This window comes from Streptomyces sp. NPDC059832 (genome assembly GCF_042731715.1).
Classification (GTDB): Bacteria; Actinomycetota; Actinomycetes; order Streptomycetales; family Streptomycetaceae; genus Streptomyces.
The window spans coordinates 135,285-159,416 of the sequence record NZ_JBHWIY010000010.1; the positions used below are offsets into that span (position 1 = coordinate 135,285).

Annotated in this window: 24 protein-coding genes, 1 tRNA gene and 1 pseudogene; 16 read left to right on the forward strand and 10 right to left on the reverse strand. The window is 71.0% G+C overall.

What is annotated here, in order from left to right; translation table 11 throughout:
• Window positions 1-21 precede the first annotated feature (21 nt).
• Window positions 22-231 (forward strand): hypothetical protein, encoded by a 210-nt coding sequence (locus ACFV8T_RS19650; RefSeq protein WP_385328972.1) that lies wholly within the window; start codon window positions 22-24, stop codon window positions 229-231.
• Window positions 232-328: 97 nt separating this feature from the next.
• Here the strand turns inward: ACFV8T_RS19650 and ACFV8T_RS19655 are convergent.
• The 6 genes and pseudogenes from ACFV8T_RS19655 to ACFV8T_RS19680 form a co-directional block, all read right to left on the reverse strand.
• A pseudogene (locus ACFV8T_RS19655) lies at window positions 329-502 on the reverse strand (large conductance mechanosensitive channel protein MscL); the annotation flags it as partial.
• 36 nt (window positions 503-538) lie between these two features.
• Window positions 539-1,180 (reverse strand): RcpC/CpaB family pilus assembly protein, encoded by a 642-nt coding sequence (locus tag ACFV8T_RS19660; protein WP_385328974.1) that lies wholly within the window; start codon window positions 1,178-1,180, stop codon window positions 539-541.
• Window positions 1,181-1,351: 171 nt separating this feature from the next.
• Complete coding sequence (locus ACFV8T_RS19665; RefSeq protein WP_385328977.1) at window positions 1,352-2,185, reverse strand: S-methyl-5'-thioadenosine phosphorylase; 834 nt, start codon at window positions 2,183-2,185, stop codon at window positions 1,352-1,354.
• A 108-nt stretch (window positions 2,186-2,293) separates the two neighbouring features.
• Window positions 2,294-2,644 carry an FmdB family zinc ribbon protein gene (locus tag ACFV8T_RS19670; RefSeq protein ID WP_385328978.1) on the reverse strand — a complete coding sequence of 117 codons (351 nt, stop codon included), beginning with the start codon at window positions 2,642-2,644 and terminating at the stop codon, window positions 2,294-2,296.
• A gap of 66 nt (window positions 2,645-2,710) precedes the next feature.
• Window positions 2,711-3,994: an MFS transporter gene (locus tag ACFV8T_RS19675; protein ID WP_385328980.1), complete on the reverse strand. Its 1,284-nt coding sequence runs from the start codon at window positions 3,992-3,994 to the stop codon at window positions 2,711-2,713.
• 376 nt (window positions 3,995-4,370) lie between these two features.
• The gene (locus ACFV8T_RS19680) at window positions 4,371-5,924 is read right to left on the reverse strand and encodes a potassium/proton antiporter (protein ID WP_385328982.1); all 1,554 of its coding nucleotides are present in this window, start codon (window positions 5,922-5,924) and stop codon (window positions 4,371-4,373) included.
• Between the two features lie 292 nt (window positions 5,925-6,216).
• On the opposite strand from ACFV8T_RS19680, the gene ACFV8T_RS19685 reads away from it, so the two are divergent.
• A complete protein-coding gene (locus tag ACFV8T_RS19685) occupies window positions 6,217-8,967 on the forward strand; it encodes a penicillin acylase family protein (RefSeq protein WP_385328983.1) in 2,751 nt (916 codons plus the stop codon).
• Between the two features lie 37 nt (window positions 8,968-9,004).
• On the opposite strand, the gene ACFV8T_RS19690 is transcribed toward ACFV8T_RS19685, so the two are convergent.
• A complete protein-coding gene (locus ACFV8T_RS19690) occupies window positions 9,005-9,595 on the reverse strand; it encodes a 5-formyltetrahydrofolate cyclo-ligase (protein ID WP_385329242.1) in 591 nt (196 codons plus the stop codon).
• 106 nt (window positions 9,596-9,701) lie between these two features.
• Here ACFV8T_RS19690 and galU point away from each other — a divergent pair, with 106 nt between their 5' ends.
• The 7 genes from galU (at window position 9,702) to ACFV8T_RS19725 (ending at window position 15,166) form a co-directional block, all read left to right on the forward strand.
• Window positions 9,702-10,604 (forward strand): UTP--glucose-1-phosphate uridylyltransferase GalU, encoded by a 903-nt coding sequence (galU, locus tag ACFV8T_RS19695; RefSeq protein ID WP_266418191.1) that lies wholly within the window; start codon window positions 9,702-9,704, stop codon window positions 10,602-10,604.
• 4 nt (window positions 10,605-10,608) lie between these two features.
• Window positions 10,609-11,919 carry a gephyrin-like molybdotransferase Glp gene (glp, locus tag ACFV8T_RS19700; protein ID WP_385328985.1) on the forward strand — a complete coding sequence of 437 codons (1,311 nt, stop codon included), beginning with the start codon at window positions 10,609-10,611 and terminating at the stop codon, window positions 11,917-11,919.
• Between the two features lie 123 nt (window positions 11,920-12,042).
• Complete coding sequence (gene moaC / locus ACFV8T_RS19705; RefSeq protein WP_385328986.1) at window positions 12,043-12,543, forward strand: cyclic pyranopterin monophosphate synthase MoaC; 501 nt, start codon at window positions 12,043-12,045, stop codon at window positions 12,541-12,543.
• Window positions 12,540-13,064: a molybdenum cofactor biosynthesis protein B gene (locus ACFV8T_RS19710; RefSeq protein ID WP_385328988.1), complete on the forward strand. Its 525-nt coding sequence runs from the start codon at window positions 12,540-12,542 to the stop codon at window positions 13,062-13,064. Before moaC ends, ACFV8T_RS19710 begins: the two co-directional genes overlap by 4 nt.
• A gap of 17 nt (window positions 13,065-13,081) precedes the next feature.
• Window positions 13,082-13,693: a GNAT family N-acetyltransferase gene (locus tag ACFV8T_RS19715; RefSeq protein ID WP_385328989.1), complete on the forward strand. Its 612-nt coding sequence runs from the start codon at window positions 13,082-13,084 to the stop codon at window positions 13,691-13,693.
• Window positions 13,694-13,851: 158 nt separating this feature from the next.
• On the forward strand, window positions 13,852-14,994 hold the full coding sequence (glpR, locus tag ACFV8T_RS19720; protein WP_385328991.1) for a gephyrin-like molybdotransferase receptor GlpR: 1,143 nt from the start codon (window positions 13,852-13,854) through the stop codon (window positions 14,992-14,994).
• Window positions 14,995-15,092: 98 nt separating this feature from the next.
• Window positions 15,093-15,166 (forward strand) — tRNA-Ala (locus ACFV8T_RS19725).
• A gap of 117 nt (window positions 15,167-15,283) precedes the next feature.
• Here the strand turns inward: ACFV8T_RS19725 and ACFV8T_RS19730 are convergent.
• Window positions 15,284-15,556 (reverse strand): hypothetical protein, encoded by a 273-nt coding sequence (locus ACFV8T_RS19730; RefSeq protein ID WP_385328993.1) that lies wholly within the window; start codon window positions 15,554-15,556, stop codon window positions 15,284-15,286.
• 119 nt (window positions 15,557-15,675) lie between these two features.
• On the opposite strand from ACFV8T_RS19730, the gene ACFV8T_RS19735 reads away from it, so the two are divergent.
• The 3 genes from ACFV8T_RS19735 to ACFV8T_RS19745 all read left to right on the forward strand — a co-directional run bounded on the left by ACFV8T_RS19735 (window position 15,676) and on the right by ACFV8T_RS19745 (window position 18,447).
• Window positions 15,676-16,272: an ArsR/SmtB family transcription factor gene (locus ACFV8T_RS19735; protein WP_385328995.1), complete on the forward strand. Its 597-nt coding sequence runs from the start codon at window positions 15,676-15,678 to the stop codon at window positions 16,270-16,272.
• A 139-nt stretch (window positions 16,273-16,411) separates the two neighbouring features.
• A complete protein-coding gene (locus ACFV8T_RS19740; RefSeq protein ID WP_385328996.1) occupies window positions 16,412-17,197 on the forward strand; it encodes an SAM-dependent methyltransferase in 786 nt (261 codons plus the stop codon).
• An 86-nt stretch (window positions 17,198-17,283) separates the two neighbouring features.
• Complete coding sequence (locus tag ACFV8T_RS19745; protein WP_385328998.1) at window positions 17,284-18,447, forward strand: serine hydrolase domain-containing protein; 1,164 nt, start codon at window positions 17,284-17,286, stop codon at window positions 18,445-18,447.
• A gap of 7 nt (window positions 18,448-18,454) precedes the next feature.
• On the opposite strand, the gene ACFV8T_RS19750 is transcribed toward ACFV8T_RS19745, so the two are convergent.
• Entirely contained in the window at window positions 18,455-18,934 is a 480-nt protein-coding gene (locus ACFV8T_RS19750) for a GNAT family N-acetyltransferase (protein ID WP_385328999.1), read from the reverse strand.
• 50 nt (window positions 18,935-18,984) lie between these two features.
• On the opposite strand from ACFV8T_RS19750, the gene ACFV8T_RS19755 reads away from it, so the two are divergent.
• On the forward strand, window positions 18,985-19,800 hold the full coding sequence (locus ACFV8T_RS19755; protein WP_385329000.1) for an exodeoxyribonuclease III: 816 nt from the start codon (window positions 18,985-18,987) through the stop codon (window positions 19,798-19,800).
• A 100-nt stretch (window positions 19,801-19,900) separates the two neighbouring features.
• Here the strand turns inward: ACFV8T_RS19755 and ACFV8T_RS19760 are convergent, their stop codons facing one another.
• Entirely contained in the window at window positions 19,901-20,551 is a 651-nt protein-coding gene (locus ACFV8T_RS19760; protein ID WP_385329244.1) for a MerR family transcriptional regulator, read from the reverse strand.
• 168 nt (window positions 20,552-20,719) lie between these two features.
• Between ACFV8T_RS19760 and ACFV8T_RS19765 the strand changes: the two genes are divergently transcribed.
• Genes ACFV8T_RS19765 through ACFV8T_RS19775 form a run of 3 tightly spaced genes read left to right on the forward strand, consistent with a single transcriptional unit; the run spans window position 20,720 to window position 24,083 of the window.
• Window positions 20,720-22,246 carry a flavin-containing monooxygenase gene (locus ACFV8T_RS19765; protein WP_385329001.1) on the forward strand — a complete coding sequence of 509 codons (1,527 nt, stop codon included), beginning with the start codon at window positions 20,720-20,722 and terminating at the stop codon, window positions 22,244-22,246.
• Entirely contained in the window at window positions 22,243-23,193 is a 951-nt protein-coding gene (locus ACFV8T_RS19770) for an alpha/beta fold hydrolase (protein ID WP_385329002.1), read from the forward strand. Before ACFV8T_RS19765 ends, ACFV8T_RS19770 begins: the two co-directional genes overlap by 4 nt.
• Window positions 23,190-24,083: an SDR family oxidoreductase gene (locus ACFV8T_RS19775; protein WP_385329003.1), complete on the forward strand. Its 894-nt coding sequence runs from the start codon at window positions 23,190-23,192 to the stop codon at window positions 24,081-24,083. The genes ACFV8T_RS19770 and ACFV8T_RS19775 overlap by 4 nt, the downstream gene beginning before the upstream one ends.
• Window positions 24,084-24,132 lie beyond the last annotated feature (49 nt).

Sequence of the window (24,132 nt, forward strand, 5' to 3'; positions counted from 1 at the left end):
GTGCCGCCGTACCCTTGATGTATGAGCACCGCCCCCGCCCCCGGCCCGCGCGATTCGAAGCCCTCCGATCCGGAGCGGCCGAAGCCGAAACCGGCTCTGATCTTCGACGATCCGCTGGACCAGCAGTCCTCGGACGATACGGACCGAGGGTGGGGCGAGCGGGCCCCGGCCGGTGGCAGCGCCGCCGATCTGGCGCGCTTCCTCGATGAGAAGCCGCCCCACCACATCTGATTCCCCGCTCCGTGGTGGTCCGGCGGTGGTGCTGCCGGTTCTTCTGACATGCCTGGAGTCGGTGGAGCTGCTGGTCGTGCCCCCGGCGGGGGTCCTGGCCGCGGGCCTCGCCCGCCGGGCCGCCGCGCTGCGGGACGAGGGCGTCGCGGATCTCCTTCAGCTCGCTCACCTCCAGCGTCTTCTGCACCCCTTCCTTCGCGGCCTGCGTCGCCGCCCGCTTTGCGAGGTACCTGGCCATGGGCAGGGCCATCAGGAAGTAGACGGCGGCGGCCGCCGGTCAGGCGACTTGACCGACCATCAGTGCGAATCAACACAGGGCCACCGCCAGTTGGGACGAGATGCCCGCGCCGGCCAGTGCGGTGGCCGTGTCCCGGGGGACGGACAGCACGATCAGCGCACCGTCCTCCGTGGAACCTTCCACCGGGGCCTGCGGCACCTCCGCCACCCGCGCGCCCTTCGCCAGCACCCGGGCGCCGGCACCGGTTCCGGTACCGGTTCCGGCACCGGCTTCCCCGGCGGCGATCACGTCGACGTGGTCACCCGGCCGCAATAAACGAACGGCCCCCGCATCCGCGATCCGGACCGGCGCGGACACCAACCGGGCCGGTCGCCGGGCCTGCGACGCCGCCGCGCCGGCCTCACCCCCGGCCCCCGCCCCGTACGCGGCCTCACCGCCCGTGCCCGCGCCGCCACCGCCCAGCCCCGTGGCGGCGAGCGCGGCAGCCGTCAGGGCCAGCCCGGCGGCCAGGGCCCGGCGCTGCCGCCACAACGCCCGCCGCAGCCGGCGCCCACCGCCCCCGCGCACTCGCAAGGGTTCGAACACGGGCACCCCACAGGGCGGGGGCGCCGGAGACGGAGACGGCAACGCCGAGGACGCCGAGGGCGATACGGACGACGCGCGCGGCGCGGAAGACACGGGCGACGTGAACGACACGGACGACGGGGACATGGTCGACACCACCTGCCATGAGGAGTTTCGGACGAACACCCCTCACGATCCACCGTCCGCGAGATTCCTGCCGAGGCCTGTGGACAGCCCCGGCGTTGTGGAAAACTCCGTCACCCGCCCCCGCTGCCCCACGACCGCCCCCGCTGCCCCACGGCCGCCCCCGCTCACCCGCTAAGGCAGCTCGATCCCCGTCTTGAGGCCGTCCAGCGCGTGCGAGCACGGACAGTCCCGGTCCGCCTCGGCGGGCAGCGCGGCCACCACGTCGAAGAGCACCGCGCGCAGTCGGTCCACGTTGGCCGCGAACACCTTCAGCACCTCCCCGTGCGAGACGCCCTCGCCGGCCTCCGCGCCCGCGTCCAGGTCCGTCACCAGGGTCATCGTCGTGTAGCAGAGGCCCAGTTCACGGGCGAGGACGGCCTCCGGGTGACCGGTCATCCCGACCACCGACCAGCCCATCGCCGCATGCCAGCGCGACTCGGCCCGGGTCGAGAAGCGCGGTCCCTCGACGACGACCAGCGTCCCGCCGTCCACCGGCTCCCAGTTCTTCGCCCGCGCCGACGCCAGCGCCGCCCTGCGCCCCTCGGGGCAGTACGGATCGGCGAAGCCCAGATGCAGGACGCTCGGCTCCGCGCCGTCGGCCCGGGGCTCTCCGTCGTAGTACGTCTGCGTCCGGGCCTTGGTGCGGTCCACCAGCTGATCGGGCACGAGCAGGGTGCCCGGCCCGTACTCCGGGCGCAGGCCGCCCACCGCGCACGGGCCGAGTACGTGACGTACGCCGACGGAACGCAGCGCCCACAGATTGGCCCGGTAGTTGATGCGGTGCGGCGGCAGATGGTGGCCGCGTCCGTGGCGGGGGAGGAAGGCGACCCGGCGACCGCCGACCTCGCCGAGGAAGAGGGAGTCGCTCGGCCGACCGTACGGGGTGTCCACACGCATCTCCGTGACGTCCTCCAGGAAGGAGTACAAGCCCGAGCCGCCGATGACACCGATCTCTGCGTTCGCCATGCGATCACAGTAGCGGCGCCGGAAAACACCGGGAGCCCCGCCGAACGAATCGGCTGGGCTCCCGGTGGAAGTGCGGTGCGGAAGTGCGCTGTGGACGTGCGGTCCGGCTCAGGCGGCCGACGTGCCGCTCGTCGAGGACGAGGAGGACGACGACGCCGCCGAGGAAGAGGCGGACGGCTTCGAGTCGGATCCCGTCGACGTCGAGGACGACGAGGAGTCGGACGACGAAGCGGAACCGGACGCCTTTGCCGAGGACGAAGCCGGCGTGCTGCTCGACGAGGAGCCACGGCTGTCGTTCCGGTAGAAACCGGAACCCTTGAAGACGATGCCGACCGCCGAGAACACCTTCTTCAGGCGTCCTTCGCAGCTCGGGCACACGGTGAGGGCGTCATCGGTGAACTTCTGCACCGCCTCGAGGCCCTCGCCACATTCGGTGCACTGGTACTGATAGGTCGGCACTTGCTCCTCCTGGCACTCTGACTCAATGAGTGCTAACGACGCTCCATACTGACGTATTCCGCAGCATCAGTCCACCGTGACCGGCTTCCGGTGACCGACACCACGTGCCACGGTCCGTCCAGAGGCGGCGGGCGCGAGCCTCGAACGCAGTCCGACCAGGGTGATCAGGGCCAGTACGGTCCCCACCAACGGCACCACGAATCCGGTGCTGGCTCCGTGGGCGTCCGCGAGCCGCCCGGCGACCGTCACCGCCGCCGCCTGGCCGAGCGCGACCGAGCCCGTCAGCCAGGTGAACGCCTCGGTCCGGGCGGCCCCCGGCACCAGAGCGTCGACCAGCGTGTAGCCGCTGATCAGGGCCGGAGCGATGGAGAGCCCGACCAGGAGTCCGAGCCCGGCCAGCAGGGGCACCGAGTGCACCGCCCACAGTCCGGACGCGGTCAGGGTCAGTGCCACGTACCCGACGATCAGCCGCCGCCGCGGCCCGCTCTTCCAGGCGATGGCACCGCAGGCGATCCCGGCGAGCATGTTGCCGGCCGCGAAGACGCCGTACAGCAGACCGTTGGCTCCCGGGCGGCCGATCTCCTCGGCGAAGGCGGTCAGCGAGACCTGCATGCCGCCGAAGACCGCGCCGATCCCGAGGAAGGCCACCGCGAGCACCCGTACACCCGGTACGGACAGGGCGGAGGCGTGTCGCTGGGAGGTGCCGGAAGCGGCGTCGCGCACCACCGGCTGGGTGCGGCGCTGCGCGGCGAAGAGCAGCCCGCCGACCAGGGTCAGCGCGGCCTCCGTGATCAGACCGGCCGCCGGGTGCACCCCCGTACACAGCGCGGTGGCGAGCACCGGGCCGATGACGAAGGTGAACTCGTCCGTCACCGATTCGAAGGCGGCCGCGGTGGACAACAGCGGCGAGGCCTCGCGGCCCGGTGCCGCGCCGAGCACGGCCGCCCAGCGGGCCCGCACCATCGGCCCGACCTGCGGGACGGAGGCACCCGTCGGCACGGCTGCCACGAACAGCGCCCACAGGGGCGCGTCCGCCAGCGCGAGCGCCGTCAGCACCGACACGGACGCCGCGTGCACCAGGACGCCCGGCAGCAGCACGGCGCGCTGGCCGAAACGGTCGGCGAGCTTGCCGGTCTGCGGTGCGAACAGGGCCATGGAGACACCGGTCACGGCGGCGACGGCGCCCGCGCTGCCGTACGAGCCGGTGGTGTGCTGGACCAGGAGCACGATGCCGATGGTCAGCATCGCGAAGGGCTGCCGTGCGGCGAAGCCCGGCAGGAGAAATGTCCACGCACCCGGGGTGCGCAGCAACTGCCCGTATCCGGGGCGGTCGGTGACCGTGGACGCCACGGTCCATGCCTTTCTGCCGCCTGGTGGCCGGGCTCCCGCGGGGCGCCCGGCACGGATGGTGCGGGCTCGTTCCTGCGGGTGCTGCCGAGAGCTGTCCTCTTCGCGCGGGACTGCGGTAGATGCCGGGCGCTCAGCAGAGGCGGAGGACGCCACGACCGCCATACGGTCGCGCCAGCTCTGCGTCAGGCAGAGTTGGTCGTTCGGGTTGGTCGATCGGGTTGGTCGTTCGGGTCGACCGGCCCCGTCACAGGGGTCGATCGGGTCCCCTTCATGATACAGGCAGAGGTCCTTGTGCACCTGTGATTGTGCGCAAGGACTCCACCGACACCTCGGATCGTAAGCGCCCTCCCAGGGTGCACGCGCCATGCGTGCACCCTCAGTGGTGCGCCTTCGGTCCGCCCGACTTCCCCCGCCGCTTCACGGATTTCAGCGCGTGCGTCATGTCGTGGACCACATCGTGTCCCGCATGGGACCCGGGGCTCTCGCCGCCGCCACCTCTGCCGCCGGCCCCCAGCCAGCCAGCGAGCTTGCCGCCCTCGCCGACCGCGTGCAGCCGTTCCTCCGCGGCGTCGCGCACCGGGTCGGTGGCGACCACCAGCAGCTCGTCGCCGCGCCGCAGCACGGTCGAGGGCGCCGGTACGAAGCTCTTGCCGTCCCGCACGACGAGGGTGACGGCGGCCCCGGCGGGCAGCCGCAGCTCCCCGACCTCCACGCCGTGCATCTTCGACCGGCCGGGGATCGCCACCGACAGCAGATGGCCGCGCAGCCGCTCCAGCGGTGCCGACTCGATGCCCAGGTCGGCGGCCTCGGCCGGATCGTCGGAGATCTTCAGCGCCTTCGCGAGCCAGGGCAGCGTCGGTCCCTGGATGAGGGTGTAGACGATGACGAGGACGAAGACGATGTTGAAGACGCGGGTGGAGCCCTCGACCCCGGCGACCATCGGGATGGTCGCCAGGATGATGGGCACGGCGCCGCGCAGCCCCGCCCAGGACATGAGCGCCTTCTCCTGCCAGGGCAGCCGGAACGGCGCCAGCGAGATGAAGACCTCCAGCGGACGCGCCACCATGGTCAGCACCAGTCCCACGATGACCGCGGGCCAGAAGTCGTCGTACAGATCGTGCGGCGTGACCAGGAGCCCGAGCAGCACGAACATGCCGATCTGGGCCAGCCAGCCGAGCCCGTCGGCGAAGCCGCGGGTGGCCGGCCAGTGCGGCAGCTTGGCGTTGCCGAGGATCATCGCGGCCAGATAGACGGCGAGGAAGCCACTGCCGTGGGCCAGTGCGCCCGCCGCGTACGCGGACACCGCGATGGCCATCACGGCGATCGGGTAGAGGCCGGAGGCGGGCAGCGCCACATGACGCAGTCCGAACGAGCCGAGCCAGCCGACGGCGATACCCACGGCCGCGCCGATGGCGAGCTCCAGAGCTATCTCGCCGATCAGGACGTACCAGCTGTCCACCGGCCCCCTGGTGGAGAAGGCGACCACCAGGATCACCACGGGGGCGTCGTTGAAGCCGGACTCGGCCTCCAGCACACCGGTGACCCGGGCGGGCAGCGGCACCTTGCGCAGTACGGAGAAGACCGCGGCGGCGTCCGTCGACGAGACGACCGCGCCGATGATCAGCGACTGCCGCCAGTCCAGGCCGACCAGGTAGTGCGCCCCGGCCGCCGTGACGCCCACGCTCACCGCGACGCCGACCAGCGAGAGCATCACCGCGGCGGGCAGCGCCGGTCTGATCTCTTTCCACTTCGTGCCCAGGCCACCCTCGGCGAGGATCACGACGAGTGCGGCGTAGCCGATGACCTGGGTCAGCTCCGCATTGTCGAACTTGACGTCGAAGATGCCGTCCTGCCCTATGGCGATCCCGATGCCGAGGTACAGGAGCAGGCTGGGGAGCCCGCTGCGGGACGAGATGCGCACCGCCGCCACCGCGACGAGCAGAACGAGCGAGCAGACGAGCAGGAGTTCGTTGAGCGTGTGGACAGACAGTGGCCGTTCCTTCCCTGCGTACGCCTGCCGGGTCGATCGACCTTCGGCATCGGCCGTTGGCGGCCGGTACTTCGTTACCTTACCTAATCTTTAACGTTTTCTTGACGCGTTCGAGCGTTCGTACGATCGCTGCGCAATTCGAACCATCCCGATACCGCGTCAGAGCCGTCCCGGCGCTGCGCCTATGGTTGCTCCTGCACTCCCAGGACCACCTGCCCCTCGAAGGACAGCGATGCCCGCCAATACCACCGCCTCTTCCGCCGCCACCGGTTCCGCCGGTGCGAAGACCGGCAGGAAGAAGGGGCGACGTGCCCGCCTGATCGTGATCGTTCTGGTGCTGGCGCTTGTCGCGGGTATCGGTTACGGGGCGTTCTGGTCCGTATCCACCGTGCGGGCCTCGTACCCGCAGACGACCGGGTCGACGAAGCTCGACGGCCTCGACGGCAGCGTCGACGTCAAACGCGACAGCTACGGGATCCCGCAGCTGTACGCCGACTCCGACGCCGACCTCTTCCGCGCCCAGGGCTTCGTCCAGGCGCAGGACCGCTTCTGGGAGATGGACGTCCGCCGTCACATGACGGCCGGCCGGCTCTCCGAGATGTTCGGCTCCGGCCAGGTCGAGACGGACTCCTTCCTGCGCACGCTGGGCTGGCGCAAGGTCGCGCAGGAGGAGTACGACAACGTCCTGTCCGAGGACACCAAGAAGAACCTCCAGGCGTACGCGGACGGCGTCAACGCCTACCTCAAGGGGCGCGACGGCAAGGACATCTCCGTCGAGTACGCGGCCCTCGGCTTCACCAACGACTACAAGCCGACCGAGTGGACCCCGGTCGACTCGGTCGCCTGGCTCAAGGCCATGGCCTGGGACCTGCGCGGCAACATGCAGGACGAGATCGACCGCTCGCTGATGACCGCCCGGCTCGACGCGAAGCAGATCGAGGACCTCTACCCGGCGTACCCGTACGAAAAGCACCGGCCGATCGTGGACCAGGGGGCGATCTCCCCGGTCACCGGCAAGTTCGACCCGGACGCGACCCCGTCCGACTCCATCGGCTCGAACACCATGCAGGGCGCCACCGAGGGCCTGAACACCCAGCTCTCCTCGCTCTCCGACACCCTCGACCAGATCCCGGCGCTGCTCGGCCCGAACGGCAACGGCATCGGGTCCAACTCCTGGGTGGTCTCCGGCGACTACACGACGACCGGCAAGCCGCTGCTCGCCAACGACCCGCACCTGGCGCCGCAGCTGCCCTCGCTCTGGTACCAGATGGGCCTGCACTGCCGCGAGATCACGGCGAAGTGCCAGTACGACACCGCGGGCTACACCTTCTCCGGCATGCCCGGCGTGATAATCGGTCACAACCAGGACATCGCCTGGGGCTTCACCAACCTCGGCGCGGACGTCACCGACCTCTTCCTGGAGAAGGTCTCCGGCGACGGCTACCTGTACGACGGCAAGGTCAAGCCCTTCACCACCCGCGACGAGACCATCAAGGTCGCCGGCGGCAAGGACCGGAAGATCACGGTCCGTGAGACGAACAACGGGCCGCTGGTCTCCGACCGCAGCAGCGAACTGGAGAAGGTCGGCCAGAAGGCCCCCGTCACCAACGCGGCGCCGGACCGGGCCGACGGCTACGCGGTCGCCCTGAAGTGGACCGCGCTGGAACCCGGCAAGTCCATGGACGCGGTCTTCGAGCTCAACCGGGCCAAGGACTTCACCACCTTCCGGGCGGCGGCCGAGCACTTCGAGGTCCCCTCGCAGAACCTCATCTACGCCGACACCAAGAACCACATCGGCTACCAGGCACCCGGCACGATCCCGGTGCGCCTCAAGGGCAACGGCACGATGCCCAGCCCCGGCTGGTCCTCGGACTACGGCTGGAAGAAGGACCCGGTCCCGTTCGACGAGCTGCCCTACGAGTACGACCCGAAGCGCGGCTACATCGTCACCGCCAACCAGGCCGTGATCGACGAGAAGAAGTACCCCCACCTGCTGACCAAGGACTGGGGCTACGGCACCCGCAGCCAGCGGATCGACGACCTGATCCAGTCGAAGATCAAGGGCGGCGGGAAGATCTCGACCGAAGACATGCAGAAGATGCAGATGGACAACACCAGCGAGATCGCCGCGCTGCTGGTGCCCGAGCTGATGAAGATCAATGTCTCGGACAAGAGCGTCCGCGAGGCACAGAAGCTCCTGGAGGGCTGGGACTACACCCAGGAGTCCGACTCGGCCGCGGCCGCGTACTTCAACGCGGTCTGGCGCAACATCCTCAAGCTGGCCTTCGGCAACAAGCTGCCCAAGGAGCTGCGGGTCAAGGGCGAGTGCCTCAACGTGCCCCGGGCCGGCGGTTCGGGCCCGGTCGACGAGCAGGACAGGCTGGTGCGCGAGTGCGGCCGGCGCGACGCGGACTCCGCCCAGCCCGACGGCGGTGACCGCTGGTACCAGGTGGTCGCCGACCTGATGGACGACCGGAACAGCGACTGGTGGAAGGCGCCGAGGAGCGGCCGGGACGAGCCGACCGAGAACCGCGACCAGCTCTTCGCCCGCGCCATGGAGGACGCCCGCTGGGAGCTGACCGCCAAGCTCGGCAAGGACATCACCACCTGGAGCTGGGGCCGGCTGCACCAGCTGACCCTGAAGAACCAGACCCTCGGCACCGAGGGCCCCGGCCTGCTCCAGCGGGCCCTCAACCGCGGCCCGTGGAACCTCGGCGGCGGCGAGGCCGCGGTGAACGCCACCGGCTGGAACGCGGCGGGCGGCTACGAGGTCGTCTGGGTCCCGTCGATGCGGATGGTGGTCAACGTGGGGGACTGGGACAAGTCCCGCTGGATCAACCTCACCGGCGCCTCCGGGCACGCGTTCAGCGCGCACTACACCGATCAGACCGACAAGTGGGTCAACGGTGAACTGCTCGACTGGTCCTACGGCACGAACGCCGTCTCCAAGACGACGACCGACACCCTGACCCTCAAGCCCTAGGGTCCGTCCGACCCTGATCCGCCGGACAGGACAGGTCCTAGCGGCCCTGACGGCCCGTCCGGCGGGTCGTGGCCGGTGTCACCACCACGTCCACGGGGTGGTCGTGCGGTTCCTCCGGGACCCGCGCGACCACCTCGTTCTCGTACAGCAGGACGATCAGCGCCGGACGCGCCCCGGCCGCGGCGAGCCTGGCCAGCACCCGGTCGTAGCTGCCGCCGCCGCGACCGAGCCGCATCCCGCGCCCGTCCACCGCGAGGCCCGGCAGCAGGACCGCGTCCGCCTCCAGGACCGCTTCGGGGCCGAGCCGCGCGCCGTCCGGCTCCAGCAGTCCGCGGCCGGCCCCGACGAGACGGTCGGCTCCTTCGTACGGCGCCCAGTCCAGATCGTTGTCCGCGAGGAGAACCGGCAGCAGCACCCGCACCTCACGGGCGCGCAGCGCGTCCAGCAGTGCGCGGGTACCCGGCTCGCTGCCCACCGAGACGTAGGCGGCGACGGTACGGGCCCCGGACAACTCCGTGAGATCCAGTGCGCCCCGGGACAGAACCACCGCGGCGTTCTCCACGTCTTCCCTGGTCAGAAGGCGCCGTGCGGCCAGCAGTTCACGTCGGAGCTGCGCCTTTCGGGACATCTCTGTGCTCAACGGGCACCCCTGGATCTCTCGCATGTGCATATAGGCGTACAAAGTTAACCGGACCCTCATCTTCCTCACATACACACCGGTTATGGTTCTGCGCATGACTCAGTCGCACCCCAGGATCAGCAAGGCCGTCATTCCGGCTGCGGGGCTCGGTACCCGCTTCCTGCCGGCCACCAAAGCCACTCCCAAGGAGATGCTGCCTGTGGTCGACAAGCCCGCGATCCAGTACGTCGTCGAGGAGGCGGTGACCGCCGGTCTCTCCGACGTACTGATGATCACCGGCCGCAACAAGCGTCCGCTGGAGGACCACTTCGACCGCAATTACGAGCTGGAGTCCGCGCTCACCCGGAAGGGAGACGCCGAACGGCTCAAGAAGGTCCAGGAGTCGAGCGACCTGGCCACCATGCACTACGTGCGGCAGGGCGACCCGCGCGGCCTCGGCCACGCCGTGCTGTGCGCCGCACCGCACGTCGGGGACCAGCCGTTCGCGGTCCTTCTCGGCGACGACCTGATCGACCCGCGCGACCCGCTGCTGGCCCGCATGGTCGAGATCCAGGAGCGCGAGGGCGGCAGCGTCATCGCGCTGATGGAGGTCGCGCCGGAGCAGATCCACCAGTACGGCTGCGCGGCCGTCGAGCCCACCGCCGAAGGCGATGTGGTGCGCATCACCGGCCTCGTCGAGAAGCCCGACCCCGCCGAGGCGCCCAGCAACCTCGCCATCATCGGCCGCTATGTCCTGGACCCCGCCGTCTTCGAGATACTGCGCAGGACCGAGCCGGGCCGCGGCGGCGAGATCCAGCTCACCGACGCGCTCCAGCTCCTCGCCGAGGACGAGAAGGCCGGCGGCCCCGTGCACGGTGTCGTCTTCAAGGGCCGCCGCTATGACACCGGTGACCGGAGCGATTACCTCCGTGCCATTGTCAGACTCGCGTGCGAACGTGAAGACCTGGGCCCGGACTTCAAGACCTGGCTCCGCAGTTACGTCACCGAGGAGATGTAGCACTTTGAGCAGCACGATGTGGTCGGTGGACGAGCACCTGGCAGACATTCTCGAAGCGGTGCGCCCGCTCGAACCCATCGAGCTGCAACTGCACGATGCCCAGGGCTGCGTCCTCGTCGAGGACGTCATGGTGGAGATCGCGCTGCCGCCCTTCGACAACAGCTCGATGGACGGGTACGCGGTCCGCGTCGCCGATGTCGAGGGCGCCGACGAGGAGTTCCCCGCGGTGCTCACCGTCATCGGTGACGTCGCGGCGGGCGATGACGGCCTGCCCGGCGACCGGGCCGTCGGCCCCGGTGAGGCCGCCCGCATCATGACCGGCGCCCCGCTGCCGGCCGGTGCCGAGGCCGTGGTCCCGGTCGAGTGGACCGACGGTGGCACGGGCGGCGGCCCCGCCGACACCATGCGCTCCCTCCGGGACGCCCCGGAGGCCGCGGGCGGCGAGGTCCGGGTGCACCGCCCCGTCGAGGCCCGCGCCCATGTCAGGGCCCGCGGCAGCGACGTCAAGCCGGGCGATCTGGCGCTGGGCGCCGGATCGGTCGTCGGCCCGCCGCAGATCGGCCTGCTCGCCGCGATCGGCCGGTCGACGGTGAAGGTGCGGCCCCGGCCGCGCGTCGTCGTCATCTCCACCGGCAGCGAACTGGTCCAGCCCGGCGAGGAACTGACCGGCGGCCAGATCTACGACTCGAACAGCTTCGCGCTCACGGCCGCGGCCAAGGACGCCGGAGCAATCGCCTACCGGGTCGGCGCCGTCACCGACGACGCCGATACGCTCCGCGCCACCATCGAGGACCAGCTGATCCGCGCCGACATCGTCGTCACCACCGGCGGCGTCAGCGTCGGCGCGTACGACGTCGTCAAGGAAGCCCTGGCCTCGGTGGGCGACGAGGACGAACCGGGCAGCGGCATCGACTTCCGCAAGCTCGCCATGCAGCCGGGCAAGCCGCAGGGCTTCGGCTCGATCGGCCCCGACCACACACCGCTGCTGGCTCTGCCGGGCAACCCCGTCTCGTCGTACATCTCCTTCGAGCTGTTCGTACGGCCCGCGATCCGCGCCCTGATGGGTCTGCCGGATGTGAACCGCCCCGCCGTCCGGGCCGTGCTGAAGACGGACAAGGCACTCTCCTCGCCGTCCGGCAGGCGCCAGTTCCTGCGCGGTACGTACGACGCGGAGGCCGGCACGGTCACCCCCGTCGGCGGTTCCGGGTCGCATCTGATCGCCGCACTCGCGCAGGCGGACGCGCTCATCGTGCTGCCCGAGGACGTCACCTCCGCCGAGCCCGGCACGGACACCGAGGTGGTCCTGCTCCGCTGATCGCCGGGCGGTGGCGGTACGGTGTCTGCCGCTGTGCCTTCCCGGGGACACCCCCGGGCCCCCGGCCCGCACCCCGGTGCGGGCCGAGCGGGCAACCGGCGCCCTACCGCGAGGCGGAGTTAGTTGAGTACGCAGAACAGGCTGACGCACATCGACGAGGCGGGCGCGGCCCGCATGGTCGACGTCTCGGAGAAGGACGTCACCGCGCGGGTGGCCCGTGCCAGTGGCCGGGTCCTCGTCTCGCCGCGCGTCGTCGAGCTGCTCCGCGGCGAAGGAGTCCCCAAGGGCGACGCCCTCGCCACCGCCCGTATCGCCGGGATCATGGGCGCCAAGCGCACCCCCGACCTGATCCCGCTCTGCCACCCGCTGGCCGTCTCCGGCGTCGAGGTCGGCCTGGGCGTCGCCGACGACGCGGTGGAGATCACGGCCACCGTGAAGACCACGGACCGCACCGGCGTCGAGATGGAGGCCCTGACCGCCGTCTCCGTCGCCGCGCTCACCGTGATCGACATGATCAAGGCGGTCGACAAGGCGGCGGTCATCACGGACGTACGGGTCGAGTCGAAGTCGGGCGGCAAGTCCGGCGACTACCGGCGCACCGAGGCGGACGGAGCGGACGCGTGACGGCGCCCGGGGCGTCACCGGCCCCGTCCCCCTACCGCGCCCTGGTGGTCACCGCCTCCAACCGCGCCTCGGCCGGCGTCTACGCCGACAAGGGCGGCCCCCTGATCTCCGAGGCGCTCAAGGACCTCGGCTTCGCCGTCGACGGACCGCAGGTCGTGCCGGACGGCGACCCGGTCGAACAGGCCCTGCGCGCCGGAGCGGCCGCCGGGTACGACGTCATCGTCACGACCGGCGGTACGGGCATCTCGCCCACCGACCGCACCCCCGAGGCCACCCGCCGCGTCCTCGACCACGAGATCCCCGGCATCCCCGAGGCGATCCGCGCCGAGGGCCGCGACAAGGTCCCCACCGCCGCGCTCTCCAGGGGCCTCGCGGGCGTCGCGGGCCGCACGCTCATCGTGAACCTGCCGGGCTCCACCGGCGGGGTGCGCGACGGCCTCGCCGTCCTCGCCCGTCTGCTGGTGCACGCCGTCGACCAGTTGCGCGGCGGCGATCACCCCCGACCGGGGAGCCCGAGCTGAACGTCTCGACCTGGCCGGTGGTCCTCAGCGACGGCGAGATCGTGCTCCGTCCGATCAAGCTGCGCGACCAGCGCATGTGGCGCGAGGTCAACCGGCGCAACCGTGACTGGCTGCGCCCCTGGGAGGCGACCGTGCCGCCGCCCGCCCCGGGCGGACCGGTGGCCCAGCGCCCCACGTACCGTCAGATGGTCCGTCATCTGCGCGCCGAGGCCAACGCGGGCCGGATGCTGCCCTTCGCCATCGAGTACGAGGGCCGGCTGGTCGGTCAGCTGACGGTCGCCGGGATGACCTGGGGCTCGATGTGCTCGGGCCATGTCGGCTACTGGGTCGACCAGGATGTGGCCGGTCGCGGTGTGATGCCGACCGCGGTCGCCCTCGCCGTCGACCACTGCTTCCGCACGGTCGGGCTGCACCGCATCGAGGTGTGCATTCGGCCGGAGAACGGGCCCAGCAGAAGAGTCGTGGAGAAACTGGGATTCCGCGAGGAAGGCCTGCGCCCGCGCTATCTCCACATCGACGGTGCCTGGCGGGACCATCTGATCTACGCGCTCACCGCGGAGGAAGTGCCCGACGGACTGCTCCGGCGCTGGCACCGGGCACGACCAGGAACGCCACGGGAAATAAAATAAGTGTTCGATATTGATCGGCAGTTGACCGATGGCGAACGCACAAACACCCATGGCTGATCTGAACAATCACAAAAAAAGTCCGTGATATCAGCCGGATCGTGCGACACACCGGGCCAATTGGCGGATGCCCCCGCGCAAACCCCTCTACGGTGTGAGACGTGAGCAGCAGCGGCCTCATCTACGCAGTCATCGTCGGGGCCTGGGCCGCCTACCTGGTGCCGATGTGGCTCCGCAGGCAGGACGAGCTCAACGAAGCCCGTCCGACGGAACGCTTCAGCACCGCCATCCGGCTGCTTTCCGGACGGGCGGCGATGGAGCGCCGGTACGCCAAGGACCTGCGGGAGCGCACTGCCGAGGAGGCGGAGCCCGACGCCGACCCGGACGTCGCCACGGACCGAATGGACTCCGTGGACGTCCGGGCCTTCGCCGCGCCCGACGCGCATACCGAAGCCCGGGTGCACGACCCGGCGCGCGCGTCCGAGCGCACGGCCGGGGAGCGTCCCGGACCGGCACGGGCACAGGCGCCGTCCTCCGCGCGGCGCGCACGCCCGCGTCCGGGCGGAACGGACGCCGAGCGTGTCCGGCGGGCCCAGCGCCTCCAGGTCCTCGCGCGCCGTCGGCGCACCACCGTCGTCCTCTTCCTGGCCTTCACCCTCGGTGCGGTCGTCGCGGCGGTCGGCGGCCTCCACTTCCTCTGGGCACCCGCCGTTCCGGCCGTGCTGCTGAGCACGTACATCGTGCATCTGCGGACCCAGGAGCGGCGCCGGTTCGCCTTCACCATGGACCGGCGCCGGGCCGAGGTGGCGGCGCAGCATCTGCGCGAGAACCGTCCCCGCAGGCACCAGCCGGCCGCGGCGGCCCCCGCCGAGCCCGACGAGGAGCCCGAAGCGCGCCGCCCCGAGCCGGAGCCCGCGCCCGCGGTCTCCCCGCAGGAGGCCGGCCGCCGCGCCCTGGTCGAGCAGACGGACCACGCGGAGTGGGTCGACCAGCAGCGCGAACGCGGCCGGGTCCAGGGCGAGAGTTGGGAGCCGGTCCCGGTCCCGCTGCCGACCTACGTCACCGCCCCGGTCGCCCCGCGCGCCACGGGTGGCGTCGAGGTCGGCAACCCGGAGACGTGGAGCGCGGCCCGCTCCAGCGCTGCCGAGCCGACCCAGACGGGCACCTCGCACCCCGTGGCACCCCCGGTCGACCCGGCGCCGCGTCAGCGCACCAACCAGTCCCGCCGCACCCGCGACCGGGGCCGGACGCCGCTCTTCGACCAGTACGAGGACGGGGAACGACCCCGAGCCGCCAACGAGTGAGCCCGTCCCGGGCCCCGCTGCGTCCCCGCCTCGGCTGACCAGCACGGACCAGATTTCCGAGCACCCCGTTCGGGGTGCTAGAGTTTCACTCGTTGCAAGGGCCTGTGGCGCAGTCTGGTAGCGCACCTCGTTCGCATCGAGGGGGTCTGGGGTTCAAATCCCCACAGGTCCACCGCACACACGAGATCCCGTCCGATCGAAAGATCGGACGGGATCTCGTCGTTTGGGGGCCCGCTTTCCGCGAAGGGCCGTGCAGCGAAGAATGTGCGGCGAATCGGCTCACGGATCGTCAGTGGCGGTGGGCCGCCCACAGCCAGGCGACGTCGATCACCGCGATGGCGCCCCAGATCCAGCAGATGGCGGCAATGCCGCCCGGCGCGAGTGCCGTTGCGAGGGCGCCGAGGGCGACCGTGCCCAGCACGACCCGGGCGCCGCGCCCCGCGGTGAGGGCCGTGCGCAGCGGGCCCCGCTCCGTCAGGCGGTCGGACAGGTAGGCGTCGAAGGCCTCGGCCACCTGGTCGTCGATCTCGTCCCGCGTCCGGGCGTCCAGCGAATCAGACATGGGTACCCCCGAACCCCGGCGCCCGATGGCGCCTCCCGGGTCAACGTAATCATTGCAGAGAGATTCTGCAAACAGTCTCTGCAGCGATTGCAGAGAACCTCTGCACTATGCTGGCGGACGTGGTCGAGCGTCCCGAGACGAGAGTGCTCACCGGCCCGGACCTCAAGGCCTTCTACAAGGCGCTGTCCAACCCGGTGCGCCGCGACATCCTGAGCTATCTCGGCGAACACGGCGAAGCGAACTCCACCGGCGTCGCCAAGGCCCTCGGCGAGTCCACCGGTACCACCAGCTACCACCTGCGCAAGCTCGCCGAGCTGAATCTGATCGCGGAGATCGAGGAGCGTTCCACCGGGCGGGAGCGCTGGTGGAAGTCGCTCATGACGAACATCTTCACGCCGCCCGGCCTGGAGATGACCGAGGACGAGCGCGAGGCCGCCGTGAAGCTCGGCGCGCTCAAGATGACCCATGACCTGAACCTGGTCGTGAAGGCGTACGCCGGTTACGACGCCTCGGCGGGGTGGAACCAGATCTACCGAGCCGGGCTGCGGATGACGAAGGAGCAGGTCGCCTCGTTCGCCGAGGAGTACCAGGCGCTGCTGCACAAGTACACGAACCCGCCCGGCGAAGACCCGCCGGACACACGTCAGATGGCCGTACGCCTGGTGATGCTGCCCGACGACGGGGGCAGGGCCGCGCCGCCGCCGTGGGAGGAGTGACGGCGGGGGCCTTCGAGCGGTGTCGGCGGGGCCAACTACGCTGGCGGTGCTCGCCTGTTCCGTGTGTGCTGCCGGGGGTGTTCCCGCGTCAGGCCGAGTTCTCAGCTGCTCGTGATTTTCCGTACGGAGGAGCGTCCCTGTGAAAGCCGGCATGCCCAGGCCCCAGATCGACACCAGCAAGCCCCACCCCGCGCGCGTCTACGACTGGCTGCTGGGCGGCAAGGACAACTACCCGGTCGATCAGCAGGTGGCGGAGAAGCTGCCCGAGGAGGCGCGGGGCAACGCGGCGCGGAACCGGGCCTTCATGCACCGGGCCTCCGCCTGGCTGGCCCGCAGCGGGGTCGACCAGTTCCTCGACATCGGCACCGGCATCCCCACGGAACCCAATCTGCACCAGGTCGTCCAGGGCATCACGCCGTCCGCCCGGGTCGTCTACGCGGACAACGACCCGATCGTCCTGCGGCACGCGGAGGCGCTGCTGATCAGCAGGCCGGACGGCATCACCGACTACCTCCACGCGGATGTGCGCCGGCCCGAGGTGATCCTCGAACACGCCCGTGAGCTGCTCGACTTCGACCGGCCCATCGCGCTCTCCCTCATCGCGCTCCTGCACTTCCTGCCGGACGACGAGGACCCGTACGGCCTCACCCGCACCCTCGTCGACGCGCTCCCCGCAGGCAGCTTCCTGGTGCTCTCGCACGGCACGGCCGACCAGCACCCGGAGCTCAAGCAGGAGACCGAGACCGCGTACAAGAAGGGGGCGATCCCGCTGCGGATGCGTACCCGGAGCGAGGTCGAGCCCTTCTTCGACGGGCTGGACCTGGTCGAGCCGGGACTGGTCTTCGCCACGGAGTGGTACCGCGAGGAGCCCGCGCCGGTGCGGGAGCGCAGCGGCTTCTACGTGGGCGTCGGCCGGGTGCGCTGAGCCGTCGGGGGAACGCCTCCGGGACCGATGGGTCCGGGGCGGTGCGGCAGTCCTGCTTCTGGGCGTACGAGCGAGAAGGTGGACCGATGAGCAATCTGCGCGATCTCCTGGAGAAGCACGTCGGCGACGGAACGGCGCCGGGAGCCGTGGGCCTGGTGGCCCGTGGCGACCGGGTCGAGGTGGCGGCGGTCGGCTCCGCCGATGCGGGCGGTACGGCCGCGATGGCCAGGGATTCGATCTTCCGCATCGCCTCGATGACCAAGCCCGTCACCGCCGCGGCGACCATGATGCTGGTCGAGGAGGGCCGGATCGCACTGGACGAACCGGTGCGGCAGTGGCTGCCGGAGCTGGCGGCACCGGAGGTGGTCCGTACGCCCGCTTCCCCGGTCGACGACGTGGTGCCCGCCGAGAAGGTCATCACCGTGGCCGATCTGCTCACCTCCCGGGCCGGGTACGGCTTCCCGTCGGACTTCTCGCTGCCCGCGGTCGGGCTGCTGTTCAGCGAGCTGAAGCAGGGATCGCTGCAGCCCCAGGCCATCGAGGAGCCGGACGCGTGGATGGCCACGCTGTCCCGTATCCCGCTGCTCGACCAGCCGGGCGAGGCATGGCTGTACAACACCTGCTCCGACATCCTCGGCGTGCTGATCGCCCGGGTCTCGGACCGGCCGTTGCCCGAGTTCCTGGCGGAGCGGCTGTTCGAGCCACTGGGCATGGCCGACACCGGATTCGCCGTGCCGGCCGACAAGGCCGACCGGTTCACCAGCTACTACCGCACCGCCCCGGAGGGCGGCGGCCTCCAGCTGGTCGATGCCCCGGACGGGCAGTGGAGCAGCGTGCCCGCGTTCCCGTCCGGCACCGGCGGGCTGGTCTCGACCGCCGACGACTGGTACGCCTTCGCCCGGATGCTGCTCGCGGAGGGGAACCCGGAAGGGAGCCCCGGCGGGCGCCGGCTGTTGTCGGCCGAGTCGGTGCGGTTGATGACCACCGACCATCTGACGCGGGCGCAGCGCGAGCGCAGCACGTTGTTCCTGGAGGGGCAGGGCTGGGGCTACGGCGGTTCGGTCGACGTCGAGGCCATCGAGCCCTGGAACGTACCGGGACGCTACGGCTGGGTGGGCGGCACGGGTACGGCGGGACACCTCACGCCGTCCACCGGCGCGGTCGCCGTCCTGCTGACCCAGCTGGAAATGGCCGGACCGACCCCGCCCACGCTGATGCGAGAGTTCTGGAAGTACGCGGCCGACGCCTGAGAGGCCGCTACCGCAGCGGCTTGGCGAAGCAGCGGCTGCTCTCGTACATGCGGTAGTGGCCGAACTTCTCGCACGGGGCGTAACCGCTGGACGCGTACAGCGCGATGGCCTCGGGCTGCTTGTCCCCGGTCTCCAGCACCATGCGGACCCGGCCCGCCGCCCGCGCGTCGGCCTCCAGCGCGGCCAGGATGCGGCGGGCCAGTCCGTTGCCGCGGCCCTCGGGTATCACGAACATCCGCTTGAGCTCGGCGTCGCCGTCCGAGTAGCCCTCGTCGTTCCGGTCCTGGGTGCGCCAGCCGCCGGTGGCGACGGGGCGGTCGCGCGCGTCGTAGGCGAGCAGATACAGACCGTTCGGCGGCTCGAACATCGAGGGGTCGAGCGGTGTGACATCGCCCTCGTCCCCGTACCGCTCGGCGTATTCGAGCTGCACCTGGTCGTTGAGTTTGACGGCGTCGGGGTGGTCGAAGGGCCGAGGGTGGATATTCATACGGATGATGGTACGTGTATGCGGTTCGTGAATGTCGGTATCGTGCCGGGATGCTGACTGTGACCTCCGTCAATGTGAACGGGCTCCGTGCCGCCGCCAAGAAGGGCTTCGCCGAGTGGCTGGCCCGGACCGAAGCCGATGTGATCTGCCTCCAGGAGGTGCGGGCCGAGCCGCAGCAGCTGCCCGAGGAGGTGCGTGAGCCGGAGGGCTGGCACACCGTGCACGCGCCGGCGGCCGCCAAGGGGCGGGCCGGGGTCTCCCTCTACTCGCGACGTGCGCCCGAGCGCGTGCAGATCGGGTTCGGCGGCTTCGGGGACGCCGGGAGCGAGGAGTTCGACGCGAGCGGGCGCTACGTCGAGATCGACCTGCCGGGTGTCACGGTCGCGAGCCTGTATCTGCCCTCCGGCGAGGTCGGGACCGAGAAGCAGGACGAGAAGGAGCGGTTCATGGCCGCGTTCCTCCCGTATCTGAAGGGCCTGAAGAAGCGGGCCGCGGCCGACGGCCGCGAGGTGGTGGTCTGCGGCGACTGGAACATCGCCCACCAGGAGGCCGACCTGAAGAACTGGAAGGGCAACAAGAAGAACTCCGGCTTCCTCCCCGAGGAGCGGGAGTGGCTGACCCGGGTCTTCGACGAGGCCGAGTACGTCGATGTCGTACGGGCGCTGCACCCCGGCGAGGAGGGGCCGTACTCGTGGTGGTCCTACCGCGGGCGGGCCTTCGACAATGACACCGGCTGGCGCATCGACTACCAGGTGGCGACGCCGGGGCTGGCCGGGCGCGCGGTGAAGGGCTGGGTCGAGCGGGCCGCGACGCACGCCGAGCGGTGGAGCGACCACGCGCCGGTGACGGTGGTCTTCGAACAGTAGAGCGTGCGAACGCGGGGAGTGCCGGGCGGCTCGATCCGGGCAGTATCCCGGCGTGCGATCAAGAGCGCCGGTCCGGCAGCCGCCTTCGTGTGACCGTCCGTCAGGGTTCGGGGTTCCGCGGCGGCTCGTCGGTGTTCTCGCGGCGCAGCCGCCGGTCCAGGGCCATGGAGAGCTCGGCGTCCACCACCGCGCGGGCCAGTGGCCGGAGTTGGGGCGGTTCGGCCTCGTCGCCGTGGTTCTCCAGGACGCCCACGAAGAGTTCGGCGAGCGCGTCGGCGTGCTCGCGGACGCGGCGGCCGGCCGCGAGGACCGTGGCGAGCGGCACCCCTTCCCGTACCAGCTCGGACGAGACCTCCAGCAGGCGGCGGCTGATGTGGACGATCTCGTCGCCGTCGGTGGCGAGATAGCCCAGGTCGAGGGCGGCGGCCAGGTTCTCCGCGGTGGTCTCGCCCTCGAAGTAGTCCGCGAGCTGCTCGGGTGTGAGGCGTACCGGGGTCTCCTCGGTCGGCTCGCCCAGGCCCAGCACCTCGGCGACATCGCGACCGCTCTCGAAGGTGCGGGCGAGATCGGCGATGCCGGTGAGGGTGTGGCCGCGTTCCAGCAGGCCCGTGATGGTGCGCAGCCGGGCCAGATGGTGGTCGTCGTACCAGGCGATGCGCCCCTCGCGGCGGGGCGGCGAGATCAGTCCGCGCTCCCGGTAGAAACGCACGGTCCGCACGGGGATGCCGGCCTCCTTGGCCAGCTCCTCCATGCGGTATTCGCGGTGCTCGCGTCCGTCAGCCACACCCGCACCCTATGTTGTACCGCCGGTAACTTTCCCTTGCCGTACCCCTACCCATCGGTACGGAGCTGCTCTACTCTCCCAACAATGCCAGTGATTGCTGGCAGAGTCGTGTGACGTACCGCGGGAGGCGGCAGCATGGCCCAGCACGAGCACGTACGAGTGGCGGTGATCGGATCCGGATTCGGGGGCCTCGGGGCCGCGGTCCGGCTGCGCCGCGAAGGCATCACGGACTTCGTCGTCCTGGAGCGGGCCGAATCCGTCGGCGGCACCTGGCGCGACAACAGCTACCCGGGCTGCGCCTGCGACGTACCGTCCCACCTCTACTCGTTCTCGTTCGCACCCAACCCCGAGTGGCCGCGCACCTTCTCCGGGCAGGAGCACATCCGCGCCTACCTGGAGCATGTGGCGGACACCTTCGGGCTGCGCCCGCACCTCAGGCTGGGCCATGAAGTGACGGTCATGCGCTGGGACCGCGAAGAGCTGCGCTGGGCCATCGAGACGGCGAACGGGGCCTCCTTCACCGCCGATGTCGTCGTCTCCGCGAGCGGTCCGCTCTCCGACCCGAAGACGCCGGACATCCCCGGTCTCGCCGACTTCCCCGGCAAGGTCTTCCACTCGGCCCGCTGGGACCACGACGCCGATCTGACCGGCAAGCGCGTCGCCGTGATCGGCACCGGCGCCTCCGCCATCCAGATCGTGCCCGCGATCCAGCCGAAGGTCGGCAGCCTGACGCTCTTCCAGCGCACCCCTCCCTGGGTCATGCCGCGCATGGACCGGAAGATCAGCGGCGCCGAGCGCCGGCTGCACCGGGCACTGCCCATCACCGGCACCGTGCGCCGCGGACTGCTGTGGGGCATACGGGAGTTGCAGGTCAGCGCCTTCACCAAGCACCCGGGTGAGCTGGGCGTGGTCGAGAAGATAGCCAAGGCCAACATGGCGCGGGCCATCAAGGACCCCGCGCTGCGGGCCAAGCTGACTCCCTCGTACCGCATCGGCTGCAAGCGCATCCTGCTCTCCAGCGCCTACTACCCGGCGCTCGCGAAGCCCAACGTGGACGTGGTCGCCTCCGGCCTGGCCGAGGTGCGCGGCTCCACGCTCGTCGCCTCCGACGGTACGGAGACCGAGGTCGACGCGATCGTCTTCGGCACCGGCTTCCACGTCACCGACATGCCGATCGCCGAGCGCGTGGTGGGCGCGGACGGCATCACGCTCGCCGATTCCTGGAAGGACGGCATGCAGGCGCTGCGCGGCGCCAGTGCCGCCGGCTTCCCCAACTGGATGACGATCATCGGCCCCAACACCGGGCTCGGGAACTCCTCGATGATCCTGATGATCGAGTCCCAGCTGAACTACATGGCCGACTACCTGCGCCAGCTGAACGTGCTGGGCGGACGGGTCGCACTCGACGCGCGGGCCTCGGCGGTCGGGGCCTGGAACCGCCGGGTCCAGGAGCGGATGAAGCGCACCGTGTGGAACACCGGCGGCTGCAACAGCTGGTACCTGGACGCCAACGGGCGCAACACCACCGTCTGGCCGGGCACCACCGCCGAATTCCGCAAGGCGACACGGTCGGTCGACCTCTCGGAGTACGAGGTCGTACGCGTCCCGAAGCGGGCCACCGCCGCCGCGGCGAAGGCCGTCGCCGAGGAGGTCGTGGGATGAGCCGGCTGCTGCGGCGCGACGGCGCCCCGCCGGTCCCCGCGCGGGAGCTGACCGCGCTCTCCGCCGACGGCGCCCGGATCCATGTCGAGGTGCACGGGCGGGACGGCGCCCCCGCGGTGGTCCTCGCGCACGGCTGGACGTGCAGCACCCGATTCTGGGACGCGCAGATCCGGGACCTCGCGGCGGACCACCGGGTCGTCGTCTACGACCAGCGGGGCCACGGCCGTTCGCCCGCCGTCGGCCGCGAGGGATACAGCACCGACGCCCTCGCCGACGACCTCGAAGCGGTACTGGCCGCCACCCTCGCACCGGGTGAGAAGGCCGTGCTCGCCGGGCATTCCATGGGCGGCATGACGATCATGGCGGCCTCGCGGCGGGCCGGGCTGCGCGAGCACGCGGCGGCCGTACTGCTGTGCAGCACCGGCAGTTCGCGGCTGGCCGCCGAGTCGCTGGTGGTGCCGGTCCGGGCCGGGGCCGTGCGGACCCGGATGACCCGCGCGATCCTCCGTGCGAAGGCCCCGCTCGGACCGGTCACACCGGTTTCCCGGCGGATACTCAAGTACGCGACGATGGGAGCGGGCTCCGCCCCTGACCGGGTGGACGCCTGCGCCCGGATCGTGCACGCCTGCCCGCGGGGCGCCAGGGCGCCCTGGGGTCACGTCCTCGCGGAGCTCGATCTCGACGCGGGTGTACGGGAGTTGCGGGTGCCCGCGGCCGTGATCGCGGGTACGGAGGACCGGATGACGCCGCCCGCGCAGGCCCGCGCCCTCGCGGCGGCGCTGCCCGACTGCCTCGGGCTCACCGAGCTGACGGGCATGGGCCACATGACGCCGGTGGAGGCACCGGAGGCGGTCACGGCGAAGATCCGGGAACTCGTCGCCGGGCACCTCCCGGCGGGCACGGACGCAGGCACGGACGGTACGGCCGAGAAGGAGGAGGTCGCATGAGCGACAGGCGGAGTCTCGAAGGACAGGTCGTCGTCGTCACGGGCGCGGCACGTGGTGTGGGCGAGCTGCTGGCCCGCAAGCTCTCGGCGCGCGGCGCGAGGCTCGCGCTGGTCGGCCTGGAGCCGGACGAGCTGAAGAAGGTCTCCGAGCGGCTGCACTCGGAGAGCGACCACTGGTTCGCGGACGTCACCGACCACGAGGCGATGGCGCGGGTCGCCCAGGAGGTCAAGGCGCGGTTCGGGAAGATCGACGTCGTCGTCGCCAACGCCGGGGTCGCCTTGGGCGGACCGTTCGTCGACTCGGACCCCGAGGCGTGGCGGCGGGTCATCGAGGTCAATCTGATCGGCGGCGCGGTGACCGGGCGGGCCTTCCTGCCGGTGCTCATGGAGAGCCGCGGCTACTTCCTCCAGATCGCCTCCCTCGCGGCGATGACACCGGCGCCGATGATGACCGCGTACTGCGCGTCCAAGTCGGGCGTGGAGGCCTTCGCGCACAGCCTGCGGGCCGAGGTCGGATACCGGGGCGTGAAGGTCGGGGTCGGCTATCTGTCCTGGACCGACACGGACATGGTGCGGGGCGCCGACCAGGACGACGTGATGCGGGAACTGCGGCAGCGGCTGCCCTGGCCCGCGAACCGCACGTATCCGCTGGGTCCCGCGGTCGACCGGATCGTGGCCGGGATCGAGCGCCGGTCCCCGCATGTGTACGCGCAGTGGTGGCTGCGCGGGATGCAGTCCGTGCGGGGCTGCCTGCCCTCGCTGATAGGGGTCGTCGGACAGCGGGAGGTCCGCAGGTTCGGGTCCCGGCTGGACGGCGTGAGCAAGGGACTGGTGGGCGCCGGGGGCGCCGCTGACCAGGACGCGAGGGCGGCGACTACGCAGCGTAAGTGATCGACATGCGGTGGGTGCCGGGGCCTGCGACGCTGAACGAGGTCCTCAC

Excerpts from the sequence above, each read along its gene's own strand:
- ACFV8T_RS19650 (WP_385328972.1), top strand. The coding sequence starts at position 22 with ATGAGCACCGCCCCCGCCCCCGGCCCGCGCGATTCGAAGCCCTCCGAT.
- ACFV8T_RS19660 (WP_385328974.1), bottom strand. The coding sequence starts at position 1,180 with ATGTCCCCGTCGTCCGTGTCGTTCACGTCGCCCGTGTCTTCCGCGCCG.
- ACFV8T_RS19665 (WP_385328977.1), bottom strand. The coding sequence starts at position 2,185 with ATGGCGAACGCAGAGATCGGTGTCATCGGCGGCTCGGGCTTGTACTCC.
- ACFV8T_RS19685 (WP_385328983.1), top strand. The coding sequence starts at position 6,217 with ATGCCCGCCAATACCACCGCCTCTTCCGCCGCCACCGGTTCCGCCGGT.
- ACFV8T_RS19690 (WP_385329242.1), bottom strand. The coding sequence starts at position 9,595 with ATGTCCCGAAAGGCGCAGCTCCGACGTGAACTGCTGGCCGCACGGCGC.
- galU (WP_266418191.1), top strand. The coding sequence starts at position 9,702 with ATGACTCAGTCGCACCCCAGGATCAGCAAGGCCGTCATTCCGGCTGCG.
- ACFV8T_RS19730 (WP_385328993.1), bottom strand. The coding sequence starts at position 15,556 with ATGTCTGATTCGCTGGACGCCCGGACGCGGGACGAGATCGACGACCAG.
- ACFV8T_RS19745 (WP_385328998.1), top strand. The coding sequence starts at position 17,284 with ATGAGCAATCTGCGCGATCTCCTGGAGAAGCACGTCGGCGACGGAACG.
- ACFV8T_RS19750 (WP_385328999.1), bottom strand. The coding sequence starts at position 18,934 with ATGAATATCCACCCTCGGCCCTTCGACCACCCCGACGCCGTCAAACTC.
- ACFV8T_RS19755 (WP_385329000.1), top strand. The coding sequence starts at position 18,985 with ATGCTGACTGTGACCTCCGTCAATGTGAACGGGCTCCGTGCCGCCGCC.
- ACFV8T_RS19760 (WP_385329244.1), bottom strand. The coding sequence starts at position 20,551 with ATGGAGGAGCTGGCCAAGGAGGCCGGCATCCCCGTGCGGACCGTGCGT.
- ACFV8T_RS19765 (WP_385329001.1), top strand. The coding sequence starts at position 20,720 with ATGGCCCAGCACGAGCACGTACGAGTGGCGGTGATCGGATCCGGATTC.
- ACFV8T_RS19770 (WP_385329002.1), top strand. The coding sequence starts at position 22,243 with ATGAGCCGGCTGCTGCGGCGCGACGGCGCCCCGCCGGTCCCCGCGCGG.
- ACFV8T_RS19775 (WP_385329003.1), top strand. The coding sequence starts at position 23,190 with ATGAGCGACAGGCGGAGTCTCGAAGGACAGGTCGTCGTCGTCACGGGC.